Source organism: Psittacicella gerlachiana, from assembly GCF_003585965.1.
GTDB classification, from domain to species: Bacteria; Pseudomonadota; Gammaproteobacteria; order Enterobacterales; family Psittacicellaceae; genus Psittacicella; species Psittacicella gerlachiana.
In genome coordinates, this window is record NZ_NRJF01000121.1 from 1 (window position 1) to 15,469 (window position 15,469).

Here is a 15,469-nt window from a genome sequence, read left to right on the forward strand (position 1 = left end):
CAATTTTAGTATCATTTATGTTCTGGGTATTTGATTTTGTTATTCAATACTTTGTAAATTTAATAACAACTTGGAGATTTTAATATATGTCAGATATTAAAAACGATGAGTTTGACTTTGCTGAAGACTTTGCAGATTTAAATGAAAACTCAATCCAAGAGGAAGCTTTAGAAACTGAAGAAACAGTTGTAAATCCGCATGAAGCAAATTTTAATTGGTACATTATTCAAACTGTATCAGGGTATGAGCAGAAAGCTTATACTTTATTAGAGGCTGCTTTGAAGGATTCTGATTATAGAGATTACTTTGGACAAATGATTATTCCTGTAGAGACGGTAATTACACGTACAGGTTCTAAAGTAAGAAAATCAGAGCGTAAACTTTTCCCTAGCTACATTTTTATTCAAATGGAAATGAATTTTACCACTCTAAACTTAGTTCGTGGTGTAACTCATGTATTAGGATTTGTCGGGCATCAAAAAGGTAAACAACCGGAGCCTATGAAAAAATCTGAGTTAGAAAAAATTCTTAAACTAGTGAAAGACTCTGAAATCTCTCCTAAAGAAACTATTAAGTTTAAAGCTGGTGATTTAGTTATTATTAAACGTGATGATTTTAAAAACTATGAAGGTGAAGTAGTTTCAGTTAATACGGGAGCTGTTCCTGGTGAAGATAAAGTAAGTGTTGCTTTAAGCTTTATGGGAGCTAGACGTATAATTGAATTAAAAGCTTCAGAAGTAGATATAGCTCCAGCGAGTAAATAAACTAAAAAAGTTGCATAGAAAAAAAACTATGCAACTTTTTTATAATTTTCTCTTGAAGATTAATTTAAGTTGTGATATAATTTACAAAGCTTTTTTATGAATGTTTGCATTTGTAATTAGCTTAATTATTATATTATATTTAATAATAACGGGTAGTAGACTTCAAACTACGTCGACCCAAATTTAGGAATTTGAAAAAATGGCTAAAAAAGTTCAAGCATACGTGAAATTACACGTAGCAGCTGGTATGGCTAACCCAGCTCCACCAGTTGGACCTGCTCTAGGTCAACAAGGTGTTTCGATTATGGAATTCTGTAAAGCATTCAACGCACGTACAGAAAATATCGAAAAAGGTTTACCAGTTCCTGTAGTAATTACTGTTTATTCAGACAGATCATTTACTTTCGAAACTAAAACTCCACCAGCTTCAGTATTACTGAAAAAAGCAATGGGATTAAAATCAGGTTCTTCACGTCCTAACAAAGATAAAGTAGGTGTAATCAGCAAAGATAAATTACGTGAAATTGCTGAAATGAAAAACCCTGATTTAACAGGTGCTGACATCGAAGCGAAAATGAGAATTATCGCTGGTACAGCTCGTTCTATGGGTCTAGATGTTGAGGAGTAATTGATAAATGGCTAAATTAACTAAACGTCAAAAACTAATCAACAGCAAAGTTGATAAAACAAAAGTATACGCATTTGATGAAGCTGTAGCTTTATTAAAAGAAATCGCTTCACCTAAATTCGTAGAATCTGTAGATGTTGCTGTAAACTTAGGTATCGATCCTCGTAAATCTGACCAAACAGTTCGTGGTGCTACAGTATTACCACACGGTACAGGTAAAACTGTTCGTGTAGCTGTGTTCACAACTAACACAGAAGCTGCTTTAGCAGCTGGTGCTGATGTAGTTGGTATGGAAGATTTAGCAGCTTCAGTAAAAGCTGGTAATTTAGACTTTGATGTGGTGATTGCGTCTCCAGAAGCTATGCGTGTTGTAGGTGCTTTAGGTACTATTTTAGGTCCAAAAGGTTTAATGCCTAACCCTAAAGTAGGTACAGTAACTCCTAACGTTGCTGAAGCGGTTAAAAACGCTAAATCAGGTCAAGTTCGTTTCCGTAATGATAAAGCAGGTATCGTACACGCTTCAATCGGTAAATTAGATTTCGAAGCTACTGCAATCAAAGGAAACTTAACAGCTCTTTTAAATGCGTTACGTAAAGCTAAACCTGCAAATGCGAAAGGTGTTTACTTACAAAAAGTAAGCTTAAGCACAACTCAAGGTGCTGGTCTAGTTGTAGACGTTACTGGCTTAGAATAATTTTTTTATTTTAGTAGAGAGAAATCTCTCTACTAAAACTTTCTGACCTACACATTCGAGAGAATGTGGTGAGTCGAAGACCGTAGGTGACCAAAAGTCTTAATTTCCTACGTAGATGGGGCAGATAATTAATATACAACTTATTTATTACTGCTTCCTGTTATGGTAATAGAGTTTTCTCTATTTATATCAACCTCTCTATAAGAGAACATGGAGCTATAAAATGGCGTTAAAATTAGAAGGCAAACAAGTAATTGTTGCTGAAGTGAACGAAGCTGCCAAAAGTGCTCTATCTGCAGTTGTTGCAAATGCACGTGGTGTATCTGTAACAAAAATGACTGAGCTTCGTAAAAAAGCTCGTGAAGCTGGTGTTAGCGTTCGTACTGTTCGTAACACTTTATTACGTCGTGCAGTTAAAGACACTGACTTAGAAGTATTAACAGATACTTTTACAGGTCCTTCTTTAGTAGCTTTCTCTAATGAGCACCCAGGTGCTGCAGCACGCTTATTCCGTGATTTCGCAAAAGAAAATCAAAAATTCGAAATCAAAGGTGCTGCTTACAATGGTGAATTCATTGCTCCTGCAAACATCGATGTTCTTGCTTCATTACCAACTTTAGAAGAAGCTTTAGCACGTCTTGCTGGTACTATGAAAGAAGCTGCTGCAGGTAAACTTGCTCGTACACTTAAAGCTTATGCTGATAAATTAGAAGCAGAAGCTGCTTAATATTAAATTAATATTTAAAACAATTACTTATTTGGAAATAGAATTATGTCATTAACTAAAGAACAAATTTTAGATGCAATTGCTGAAATGTCAGTAATGGAAGTTGTAGAATTAGTATCTGCAATGGAAGAAAAATTCGGTGTATCTGCTGCTGTAGCTGCTGTAGCTGTAGCTGGTGGTGCTGCTGAAGCTGCTGAAGAGAAAACAGAATTTGATGTTGAATTAAAATCTGTTGGTGCTAACAAAGTAGCTGTAATCAAAGCAGTACGTACTGCAACTGGTTTAGGCTTAAAAGAAGCTAAAGATTTAGTTGAATCTGCTCCAGTTAAAGTTAAAGAAGCTGTAGCTAAAGCTGATGCTGAAGAACTTAAGAAAGCATTAGAAGAAGCAGGTGCTGAAGCTGAAGTTAAATAATATATCTATTTTTTTGATGTAGTTATATTATTAACAATAACAAATCAAAAGAGCTGAGGGCTTATTAGTAAGTCTTCAGCTTTTTGTGCTTTTAAATTATTACTTAAATGAGGCGAATGTATGTCGTTGACTCCCAGCGAAAAGAAACGAATTCGTAAAAATTTCGGTAAAAAGGAAGAAATCCTAAACGTACCATATTTACTTTCAATCCAAATCGAATCTTTCAAGAAATTTATTACTAAAGATCCTGAAGGTAAACAAGGGCTTGAATCTGTATTCCGTTCAATTTTTCCTATTCAGAGTAATAATGGTTTAGCCGAGTTACAGTATGTAGATTACGAATTAGGTGAATCATTATATAATCCACAAGAATGCCAAGTACGTGGACAAACTTACGCGGTTCCGCTACATGTAAATTTACGTCTCGTTACTTACGATAATAAAGCAAGTAAGCAAGTTCGTAATGCTAAAGAATCACGAGTATACTTTGGTGAAATTCCAATTATGACTGAACACGGTTCATTCGTAATTAATGGTACAGAATGTGTTGCTGTAAGCCAGTTACACCGTTCACCAGGGGTAATTTTTGAGTCAGATAAAGGTAAAACTCACTCATCAGGTAAAACCTTATATAGTGCTCGTATCATCCCTTATCGTGGTTCATGGTTAGATTTTGAATTCGATACTAAAGATATTATTAATATGCGTATCGATAAGCGTAAGAAATTACCTGCAACTGTAATTCTTCACGCTTTAGGTTATACAACAGAAGAAATTTTAGCACAGTTCTTCTCTGAAGTTGCATACCGTATTAAAAACGATAAACTTTACATTTCAACCAGTATTTTCTCAAAAATTAAAGGTGAGGTTTTACCTTGGGCTATTCAAACTCCAGAAAAAGTTTATAGCGAAGCTGGTCGTAAAGTTACTGAACGTGTAGTTAGACAACTACGTAACGATGAAGTTCAGTGGGTAGAATGTCCAACTGAGATCTTAGCTGATCGTGTAGTACGTCAAGATATTAGATCTCGTGTAACAGATTCTGTTTTATTCGCAGCAAACGATATTCTTCCTGAAGATGCCTTTAGTGTACTTTCTGATAATTTAGTAGATGCTTTCTCAACTATTTATACTAATGAATTAGAAGAAGGTGCATATATTTCTGAAACATTACGTCGTGATACGACAACAGATATTCCATCTGCATGTTTTGAAATTTATAAAGTATTAAATGATGAGCAGTCAGATGCCGACGCTGATATTAGTCACCGTGACTCTGATGTTTCTATTAAATACTTTAACAACTTATTATTTAATAAAGACCGCTATGATCTTTCTGTAGTTGGTCGTATGAAGTTCAACTTATCTCTAGGTATTAGTAAAGATGAAGTTTCTGAAGAAGAATCTACTTTACGTCCAAAAGATATAGTTAAAGTTTTACAAAAATTAGTAGCAGTACGTAATGGTACGCAAACTGTTGATGATGTGGATCACTTAGGTTTCCGTCGTATTCGTGCGGTTGGTGAAATGATCGAAAACCAATTCCGTGTTGGTTTAGTACGTGTAGATCGTGCAGTACGTGAACGTTTAACTCATGGTGATTTAGAGAACTTAACTCCACAAGCATTAATTAATCATAAACCTGTTTCTTCTGCAGTACGTGAGTTCTTTACTGGTTCAAAATTATCTCAATTCATGGATCAGAACAATGCTCTAGCAGAAGTAACTCATAAACGTCGTATCTCAGCTTTAGGTGCTGGTGGGGTAACACGTGAACGTGCAGACTTTGAAATTCGTGACGTACACGTAACTCACTATGGTCGTATTTGTCCGATTGAAACTCCAGAGGGACAAAACATCGGTCTAATCAATACTTTAGCAACCTTTGCTCGTACGAACAAATATGGTTTCTTAGAAACTCCATATCGTAAAGTTATTAATGGTGTTGTAACTGAAGACTTTGAGTACTTATCACCATTAGAAGAAAATACAGACGTTATTATTGCTCAGGCAAATGCTAAATTAAATCTAGATAATACATTTGCAACTGAGTTAGTTCCAGCACGTTGTGGTGGTGAAACGGGGATGTTCTTACCAGAACAAATTTCTTACATGGACGTTTCAGCACAACAAATCGTATCAGTAGCGGCAGCTTTAATTCCATTCCTTGAGCACGATGATGCTAAACGTGTTCTGATGGGTGCAAACATGCAAAAACAAGCTGTGCCAACTTTAAGAGCTCAAAAACCTCTTGTTGGTACTGGTATGGAAAAAGTAGTTGCACTTGACTCAGGTGTATCTATTGTTGCTAAGCGTGGTGGTGTAGTTCAGTATGTTGATGGCTCGCGCATTGTTATTAAAGTTAACGAAGAAGAGTGCTTAGCGGGTGATTCTGGTGTTGATATTTATACTGTTATTAAGTATAGACGTTCTAACCAAAACACTGTAATTAATCAAACTCCATGCGTAAATATTGGTGATGTAATTCATCGTGGTGAAGTTTTAGCTGATGGTTCAGCTACGGACTTAGGTGAATTAGCATTAGGTCAAAACATGCGTGTGGCATTCATTCCTTGGAATGGTTACAACTATGAAGACTCAATTCTTGTATCTGAGCGAGTTGTACAAGAAGATCGTTTTACGTCGATTCATATTCAAGAGCTAGTATGTTCTGCTCGTGAAACGAAACAAGGTAATGAAGAGATTACAGCTGATATTCCAAATGTGAATAAAGACTTATTAAGTAAGTTAGATGAATCAGGAATTATTCACATAGGTGCTGAAGTTAAGGGTGGTGATATCTTAGTAGGTCGTGTTACGCCAAAAACTGAGCAAAATACGACAAACTATGCTGAGATGAAACTCTTAAATCAAATCTTCAATATTAAAGCTGCTGAAGTAAAAGATAATTCATTACGTGTTCCTAACTCAGTATCAGGTACCGTTATTGATGTACAAGTATTTACTCGTGAAGATGTACCAAAAGATGCACGTACTGAATTAATTCAAGCAGAAATGCTTGCAAAAGCAGAAGAAGATATTCGTGAAGAAGTTGACATTATCGTAGGTTCTATTACTTCTCGCATGCGTACCCTATTAATTAGTAATGGTTACAAAGAGAAGGATTTATTAGAAGAAGATTTTGCGAAACTTTCAACCTTACATGTTGATAGCAAAGAAGCTAGTGAAGAATTAAAACAATTAGCTAAATTAGCTAAACAACATAAAAACAGTATTAAAGAACGTATTGAAGTAGAGCGTGAAAAAATCCTTAAATGTGATAACTTACAACCTACAGTTCTAAAAACTGTAAAAGTTTATTTAGCAATTAAACGTCAAATTCAACCTGCTGATAAGATGGCTGGTCGTCACGGTAACAAAGGGGTAATTTCGAAGATCAACCCTGTAGAGGATATGCCTTATGATGAACATGGTTATCCTATCGATCTTGCTTTAAACCCAATCGGTGTACCATCACGTATGAACGTGGGACAAATTCTTGAAACTCACTTAGGCTTAGCTGCTAAAGGTATTGGTGATCAGATCAATAAAATGTTAGAAGCTAAAGCGTCAGTTGAGAAATTAAGAAGTTATATCCAAAAAGCTTATGATGTTGGTTACAACAACCGTCAAAAAGTTGATTTAAATGAGTTTACTGATGAAGAAATCATTACCTTAGCGAAAAACTTAAAAGACGGTTTACCTGTAGCAACGCCAGTATTTGATGGTGCGACTGAAGAAGAAATTAAAGAGTTACTTCGTCTAGCAGACTTACCTACAACTGGTCAAATTACTTTATTTGATGGTAGAACAGGTAAGAAATTCGATCGTCCGGTAACAGTTGGTTACATGTACATGTTAAAACTTAACCACTTAGTTGATGACAAGATGCATGCTCGTTCTATTGGTTCTTATAGTTTAGTTACTCAACAACCTTTAGGTGGTAAAGCACAATTTGGTGGTCAGCGTTTCGGTGAGATGGAGGTATGGGCATTACAAGCATATGGTGCTGCATATACGCTTCAAGAAATGTTAACTGTTAAATCTGATGACATCGAAGGACGCCGTCAAGTATTCCAAAATATTCTTGATGGTAAGCAAGAGATGAAAGCAAACTTACCGGAATTATTTAACGTATTAATTAAAGAAATTCGTTCTCTTGGTCTAAATATGGACTTTGAAAAATAATCAAGGCGGCTTAAGACATGAAAAATGCTAAAAACTATTTAGAGCAAATGCATATTACGAATTCAGATGACAGCAATGCGTTTAATGCCATTACAATTAGTTTAGCTAGTCCTGAAACTATTAGAGGTTGGTCACACGGTGAAGTAAAAAAACCTGAGACCATCAACTATCGTACTTCAAAACCAGAAACTGATGGTTTATTCTGTGCGAAGATTTTTGGACCTGTAAATGATTATGAATGTTTATGTGGTAAATATAAACGTTTAAAGCAACATCGTGGTGTTATCTGTTCTAAATGTGGTGTAGAAGTTACAAAATCTTCTGTACGTCGTGAACGTATGGGACACATTGAATTAGCTGCACCTGTAGTTCATATTTGGTTTCTAAAATCATTACCTAGTCGTATAGGTACGATTTTAGATATGACATTAAATGATCTTGATCGTATTATTCGTTTTGATAGCTATGTGGTAGTTGATCCAGGTGTATATGGTGAATTACACACTGGTATGCTATTAACTCCTGAAGAATACGAGCAATTTGCTGAAATTCACGGTACTTCAGATTGGAAAGCCCTAATGGGTGCTGAAGCTATTCTTGAGTTAATTCGCAAGATCGATGTTAAAGCTGAAATTGAATTCTTAAAAAATGAATTAGAAACAACTAATTCAGAAACTAAACGTAAAAAATATTCGAAACGTCTTAAACTTCTAGATTTATTTGATAGATCTGGTAATAAGCCTGAATGGATGGTATTAACTGTATTACCTGTTTTACCACCAGCATTACGACCTTTAGTTCCATTAGATGGTGGTAGATTTGCAACAGCTGACTTAAACGAATTATATCGTTCGGTAATTAACCGTAATAATCGTTTAAAACGTTTAACTGATCCGTCAAATCCAACGCCAGAAATGATCATACGTAATGAAAAACGTATGCTTCAAGAGTCTGTAGATGCTTTATTAGATAATGGTCGTCGTAGTCGTCCAGTAACTGGATCAAACAAACGTCCATTAAAATCTTTAGCAGACATTATTAAAGGTAAGAAAGGTCGTTTCCGTCAAAACCTTTTAGGTAAACGTGTTGACTATTCAGGACGTTCGGTAATCTCAGTAGGTCCATATCTACAATTACATCAATGTGGTCTACCAAAACTTATGGCGAAAGAGCTTTTCCGTCCATTTGTTTATGGTCGTTTAATGGCAACTGGTGCTGCAGATAGTATTAAATCTGCTCGTAGAATTGTAGAGCGTGAAGAACCTGCATTATGGGATGCTTTAGATTATGTAATTAAAGAGCACCCTGTTCTTCTAAACCGTGCTCCTACGTTACACCGTTTAGGAATTCAAGCTTTCGAACCTATTCTAATCGAAGGAAAAGTAATTCAACTTCACCCATTGGTATGTGCTGCGTTTAACGCTGACTTCGATGGTGACCAAATGGCGGTTCACGTACCATTAACTCTAGAAGCTCAATTAGAAGCTCGCGTGTTAATGATGTCAAACAATAACATTCTTTCTCCTGCGAACGGTGAGCCAATTATCGTTCCATCACAAGACATGGTGGTAGGTTTATACTACATGACTCGTGATTGTATTAACGTAAAAGGTGAGGGAATGATCTTTGCTAGTCCTAAACATGCTGAAATTGCATATCAAACAGGAGTAGCAGAACTTCATGCTAAAGTTAAAGTAAGAATTACGGAATGGTTAGAAATTAGCGAAGTTCCTGAAGAAAAATTATCTATAAACTTACAAGATAATACTGAAGATGGTTTAATTCCAGTAACTACGGTATATGATACAACTGTAGGACGTGCAATCTTATGGCAAATTGCTCCTAAGAAAATGCGTTTTGAATTATTTAACCGTCCTTTAGGTAAAAAGCAAATTTCTCAAGTGTTAAATACTTGTTATCGTGATCTTGGTAATGATGCTTCTGTAGCATTAGCTGACCAAATCATGTATACAGGTTTCAAATATGCAGCTTTATCTGGAACTTCTATCGGTATTGAAGATATGAAGATTCCTCAAGCTAAATATGACATTGTTGAAAAAGCTTATGCTGAAGTAGCAGAAGTACAAAAACAACTTGCAGATGGTCTAGTAACTGCAGGTGAGAAGTACAATAAAACTATCGATATTTGGTCACGTGCTTCAGATCAAATTACTAAAGCAATGATGGCAAATATTGAGAAAGACGACGTAGTTGATGCTGATGGTAATCTAGTACAACAAGAGTCTATGAACTCTTTATACATGATGTCAACATCAGGTGCCCGTGGTTCGATCGGTAACGTTCGTCAGTTATCTGGTATGCGTGGTCTAATGGCTCGTCCGGATGGTTCGATTATTGATACGCCAATTACTTCTAACTTCCGTGAAGGTCTAAACGTTCAGGAATACTTTATTTCAACGCACGGTGCTCGTAAAGGTCTTGCCGATACTGCACTTAAAACAGCTAACTCAGGTTATTTAACCCGTCGTCTAGTTGACGTTGCTCAAGATGTGGTAATCACTAAAGATGATTGTGGTACAGAAGAAGCAATTCTTATGACCGCAGTGATTGAGGGTGGTGATATCAAAGAGCGTCTACGTGACCGAGTTTTAGGACGTGTAGTAGCTCGTAATGTAGTTGCTCCTGATTCAGATAGAATTTTAATTCGTCGTGGGGAGTTATTAACAGAAGAGCTGTGTAATGTTCTTGACGATAATCACATAGATTCAGTATATGTTCGCTCTCCTGTACTTTGTGAAAATGAACACGGAGTGTGTGCTCACTGTTATGGACGCGACTTAGCACGTGGTCAAATGATTTCTGAAGGTGAAGCAGTTGGTATTATTGCTGCTCAATCAATCGGTGAACCAGGTACTCAGTTAACCATGCGTACAATTCACTTAGGTGGGGTTGCGACACGTGGAGCTTCTGAGAACTCTGTTAAAGTAAAAACCGATGGTTCAGTTCGTTTAGAAGACTATAAAGTAGTTGAGAATCCAGATGGTGATTTAGTAATTGTTTCTCGTAAAGCACAATTAATCATCGTTGATAAGAATGGTACTAAACGTGAGGTACACCGAGTTCCTTACGGTGCGGTATTAAAAGTTAGAGATGGTGATCCTGTAAGTGTTGGACAAGAAATTGCTCAATGGGATTCACATAATACTCCAGTAATTTCAGATGTATCAGGTTATGCTAAATTTGTAGACATAGCTAGTGGTCAATCTGTAAAAGAAGTATCAGATAGTTCAACAGGTATTTCAAGCATTACCGTTTTAGATGTTGGTCAACGTCCACAATCTGCACGTGACTTACGTCCAATGATTAAAATTGTTGATGAGCAAGGTAATGATATTATTCTTGAAGAAAGTAACTTACCTGCACAAATCCTGTTACAACCAAAAACAATCGTTACGATTAGTGATGGAGATCGTATTGAAAAAGGTCGTCCAATTGCTCGTATGCCGATTGAAGGTTCTGGTACTAAGGATATTACAGGGGGTCTTCCTCGAGTTGCTGATTTATTCGAAGCTCGTAGACCGAAAGAACCTGCGATTTTAGCAGAAATTGATGGTCGTGTTTCATTCTGTAAAGAAACCAAAGATAAAAAACGTATTCGTATAGTTCCATTTGATCGTGATGGAGAACTTGCAGGCGAAGCTTGGGAAGTTCTTGTTCCAAAATGGCGTACTCTTAACGTATTTGATGGTGAAGAAGTTAAGAAAGGTGACGTTATTTCAGATGGTCCTGAAGCTTCACAAGATATCTTACGTTTACGTGGTGTAGTTGCTTTAACTGAATTTATCGTTGATGAAGTACAACAAGTTTACCGCTTACAAGGGGTAAAAATTAATGATAAACACATCGAAGTGATTATCCGTCAAATGTTAAGAAAAGTTATAATTACAGATCCTGTAGATTCTGACTTTATTCTTGGTGAACAAGTAGATTTAGCTAAGATTCACGTAGAAAATCGAGCTCGTGCTCGTTTAGGTTTACCACAAGTTGGTTACCGCCGTGAATTATTAGGTATTACTAAAGCATCACTTGCAACAGAATCATTTATCTCTGCTGCTTCGTTCCAAGAAACTGCCCGTGTTCTTGTAGAAGCTGCTATTGCAGGTAAGAAAGATGACTTACGTGGTCTAAAAGAAAACGTTGTTGTAGGTAGATTAATTCCATCTGGTACAGGTTATGCTGATGCAAAACGTAAAGAATATCAGCGTATCAGACAAGCACTACTAGATTAATTAAGTATGGTTTAGTTATCGAAAACAATCTCATTTAAGTATCAAGCCTCTCATTTATTTGAGGGGCTTTTTTCATATTTGCTATATGGCGATATGTTATAATGATTAAAAATTTTAGACGAGAACATCATGGAAAAAGAATTAAAGAATGACTTGTATATAAGAGCTTTGCTTAGAGAGGAAACTGAAAGAACTCCGGCATGGATGATGAGACAAGCAGGACGTTATCTTCCTGAATATAGAGAGTTAAGAGCTAAGGCTGGAGATTTTATGTCTTTATGTAAAAATCCTGAGTTAGCTTGTGAAGTAACTTTACAACCTCTAAGAAGATACCCTCTAGATGCTGCGATTTTATTTTCAGATATCTTAACTATTCCTGATGCTTTAGGCTTAGGTTTATACTTTAGTGCTGGTGAAGGACCGCATTTTGAGCGTCCTATTAATTCCCTATCTGACATAAATAATCTTGGAATCCTCGATCCTAATGACTCTCTTAAATATGTAACTGATGCTGTAGAAACAATTACTCGTGAATTAAAGGGAGAAGTTCCTTTAATTGGCTTTAGTGGGAGTCCTTGGACTTTAGCTACTTATATGGTAGAAGGAAAATCATCTAAACAATTTACCAAAATAAAGCAGATGATGTATAGAGAACCTGATCACCTACATAAGCTGTTAAGAAATTTAGCCCTAAATGTAGCAAATTATCTTAATGCCCAAATTGAAGCTGGGGTGCGTTCAGTAATGATTTTTGATACCTGGGGTGGAGTACTAGGACATAGAGAGTATCGCACTTTTAGTTTAGAATATATGAGTTTAGTGATCAGTCTTTTAACTAGAGAAGTTAATGGTCAGAGAATACCAGTAACCGTTTTTACAAAAGGTGGTGGTTTATGGTTAAGTCATATTGCTGAATCAGGTGCTGATGCCGTAGGGGTAGATTGGACTGTAAACCTTGGAACTGCAAGAAAACAGGTGGGAAATAGGGTAGCGATTCAAGGAAATGTCGACCCTTCAATTTTATATGGAACTCCTGAATCTATTGAACAAAGTGTCTACCTTGCAGTTAATGACTATGGTGATGGATATAGCGCACAAGATTTAGAGTTTAATCGTGGGCATGTCTTTAATTTAGGTCATGGTATTCATCAAGATGTGCCTGTAGAAAGTCCTGCGATTATGCTTGAAGCCTTACGTAAATTTACAGAGAGAAAATAGATAGTATGTATAATCAGCATTTATATGATCACAAGGTTTTATTAAACTCTTTACGTGATGAACCAATATATGCAAATCCTATTCATAATCGATATGAAAAGCTAACGGTAAATGATTTAAATTTAATTATTGCTACGAACATTGAACAACAATTACATTATGTTGTTGATGTTTTTAATGATTTAGACTTATCATTAGATGAGTTATTAGATCAAGCTCCTGAATCTAAGGACAATGAGTTAAAGGTAAATACAAATTTTGAGTTAAATAAAAAGCATATATATTTAATCGATAAATTTTTTGAAGACTTAGATGCGATTCAAAAGTGTATTTACATTTTAAAACAGCCTCTGCAAAAAGTTGGAGCAGAAGAAGTTGAGTTTATTGAAGACTTCTTAGAAGCTTCGAGCCTTGCCATTGAAGAGTTTAGTACAGGTTTTGATTTCTATTCTTCTGAGGTTGATACAGATGCTTTTTTATATTTGCATATAAAGGCTTTAGTTGATTTATATTATCAATTAATTACTAGCATAGATTATTGTTTAGGTGGTAAATTAGAAGATCTTGTTCAATTAGCCCAAGAAACTAGCCTCTTTAATGTTTATTACCAAAGAAACTTTTATGAAGCTTTAGAATTAAAAGCTCTTATGGTAACTGAACTAAAAGATTTAGCTCTTCTTGAAGTTGAATTAAATCGTCAATGGAATATTTTACGCCTTTTAAAAGATGATTCTAAAGAAGGAAGTAATTTTAAAGTTCTTTTTGAAAAAGTGGCTAAAGTACAAAGTAATGCTCTTAAAGAGTATCATAAAGTTTTTAATCGTGAGTTTGGACAATGAGAAGTAAAAAATTAGTCTACTTAATTATTGCTTTAGCAATAGTTATCTTCGCAGTTATTAAAGGGACAACAACTTATAACACCTTAACCACGAGTCAGCAACAAGTTAATCTTGCTTTATCTCAGATTGAAACACAATATCAACGTCGTTATGATTTAGTTCCTAATCTTGTTAATACTATAAAGGCTCAAGCTAATTTTGAGCAAAAAACTTTAACAGATGTGATAAACGCTCGTGCTCAAGCAACTAGCGTTAAATTGAATGCTGAAGACTTAACAGAAGAAAAATTGCAACAATTACAACAAAGTCAAAATGGTTTAACACAAGCTTTATCACGTTTATTAATGGTAACCGAAAATTATCCTACTTTAAGAACTAATGAATCTTTTATAAACTTTCAAGCTCAATTAGAGGGGATTGAAAATCGTATTGCCTATGCACGTGATGATTTTAATCAAAAGGTTTTAGCTTATAATACTTTATTAAAAACTTTCCCTAATAGTATTTATGCTAAAATTTTAGGATTTAAGACAATACCATATTTTCAAGCTGTATCAGGTGCTCAAACAGCTCCTGTAGTTGATTTCGGAAATTAAAAATTGAAAACTTCTAAAATTATATTTTCATTTTGTTTACTTTTTCTTGCCTTAATCTCTTCGAGTATTAGGGCAAATCAAATAACTTACCCTGCTTTACCTCAGAATTTAACTCCTGTAAATGACTATACCAATACTCTTAGTCAACAGGAGCTAGAGCAGTTAAATGCAAAGGTAACCAATTTTAATCAAAAGGGACAATTAACTCTTGTCATAGTTATCATTAAAACTACTGAAACCTTACCTATCCAAAACTATAGTTTTAATTTGATGAATAATTGGGGGATAGGGGATAAAAGTAAACAAAATGGAGTTTTACTTTTAGTTGCAAAAGATGATAGAAAGTATTTTATTGCTACTGGTCCTGGGATAGAAGGAGTTTTACCTGATGCCTTGTTATCGAGTATTGGACTTAGATATTTACAAGTAAACTTTAGAAATGAAGACTACTATAAAGGGATATCTGAAGCTACAGAAGCTATTATGCAAATAGCTGACAACAATATCCCAGAAGAATTACTGGTCACACCAGAAGAAACCTATGAAGATTGGTTTGATAAATTAATCTTATTTTTTATAGTATCAGTGTTTGTGGTGATGTCTGTATCTATAATTCTTTCATTTTTTAGTAGACCATTAAGAAAGTTAAAAAACTATCTTTATAAAAAAAGCAATAAACAAAACTTAAAGCGTAAAATTAATCTATATCAAGTAATTAACATCTTAGCGATTATTGCTCAGTTCTTAAACTCGAGAAGAGGAAGTGCAACCTTTAATGATTTTGACAAAGATGATCACCGAAGAGGAAGAGGATTTGGATCATCTGGAGGTGGAAATTTTGGAGGTGGCGGTTCTCGAGGTGGTGGAGCTGGTGGTAGTTGGTAGATAGAAGATCTCTGTAACATAGTTATGGAGATCTTTTAAATTAATACGATATAGAGAGATAAAATTTGGTATAAATTTTGAATGATATACCATTTAATTTCTTAAAAAATTAATAAGAATGTCAAGATAGTTAAGTAGAAAATATTTTTATAAATTTATAAAAAAATGTTCCTTAATTTAACAGATAATGGTAAAATATGCACTTGCGTGACTTTTAAGTACTCAAAGCATGTTTTTTTAATTCCTACTATAAAAAATACCTAATT

At 35.1% G+C, this 15,469-nt stretch carries 10 protein-coding genes and 1 pseudogene; all 11 read left to right on the plus strand.

Features of this window, described 5'->3' with window-relative positions:
• The first annotated feature begins 86 nt into the window (after positions 1-86).
• The 11 genes and pseudogenes from nusG (at position 87) to CKF59_RS04590 (ending at position 15,203) form a co-directional block, all read left to right on the plus strand.
• Positions 87-764: a transcription termination/antitermination protein NusG gene (gene nusG / locus CKF59_RS04540; protein WP_119534790.1), complete on the plus strand. Its 678-nt coding sequence runs from the start codon at positions 87-89 to the stop codon at positions 762-764.
• A 199-nt stretch (positions 765-963) separates the two neighbouring features.
• Positions 964-1,392, plus strand: a complete 429-nt coding sequence (gene rplK / locus CKF59_RS04545) for a 50S ribosomal protein L11 (protein WP_119497318.1) — start codon at positions 964-966, stop codon at positions 1,390-1,392.
• Positions 1,393-1,399: 7 nt separating this feature from the next.
• Positions 1,400-2,086, plus strand: coding sequence for a 50S ribosomal protein L1 (gene rplA, locus CKF59_RS04550; RefSeq protein ID WP_119534791.1), 687 nt, complete (start codon positions 1,400-1,402; stop codon positions 2,084-2,086).
• A gap of 223 nt (positions 2,087-2,309) precedes the next feature.
• Positions 2,310-2,813 (plus strand): 50S ribosomal protein L10, encoded by a 504-nt coding sequence (gene rplJ, locus CKF59_RS04555; protein ID WP_119534792.1) that lies wholly within the window; start codon positions 2,310-2,312, stop codon positions 2,811-2,813.
• 45 nt (positions 2,814-2,858) lie between these two features.
• Entirely contained in the window at positions 2,859-3,227 is a 369-nt protein-coding gene (gene rplL / locus CKF59_RS04560) for a 50S ribosomal protein L7/L12 (protein ID WP_119534793.1), read from the plus strand.
• Between the two features lie 120 nt (positions 3,228-3,347).
• A complete protein-coding gene (gene rpoB / locus CKF59_RS04565; protein ID WP_119534794.1) occupies positions 3,348-7,415 on the plus strand; it encodes a DNA-directed RNA polymerase subunit beta in 4,068 nt (1,355 codons plus the stop codon).
• Between the two features lie 17 nt (positions 7,416-7,432).
• Positions 7,433-11,641 (plus strand): annotated as a pseudogene (gene rpoC / locus CKF59_RS04570) (DNA-directed RNA polymerase subunit beta'); the annotation flags it as partial.
• Between the two features lie 153 nt (positions 11,642-11,794).
• Positions 11,795-12,883 (plus strand): uroporphyrinogen decarboxylase, encoded by a 1,089-nt coding sequence (gene hemE, locus CKF59_RS04575; RefSeq protein WP_119534796.1) that lies wholly within the window; start codon positions 11,795-11,797, stop codon positions 12,881-12,883.
• A gap of 5 nt (positions 12,884-12,888) precedes the next feature.
• Positions 12,889-13,722, plus strand: a complete 834-nt coding sequence (locus tag CKF59_RS04580; protein WP_119534797.1) for a hypothetical protein — start codon at positions 12,889-12,891, stop codon at positions 13,720-13,722.
• Complete coding sequence (locus CKF59_RS04585) at positions 13,719-14,318, plus strand: LemA family protein (RefSeq protein ID WP_119534798.1); 600 nt, start codon at positions 13,719-13,721, stop codon at positions 14,316-14,318. The genes CKF59_RS04580 and CKF59_RS04585 overlap by 4 nt, the downstream gene beginning before the upstream one ends.
• Positions 14,319-14,321: 3 nt before the next feature.
• The gene (locus CKF59_RS04590; RefSeq protein WP_119534799.1) at positions 14,322-15,203 is read left to right on the plus strand and encodes a TPM domain-containing protein; all 882 of its coding nucleotides are present in this window, start codon (positions 14,322-14,324) and stop codon (positions 15,201-15,203) included.
• Positions 15,204-15,469 lie beyond the last annotated feature (266 nt).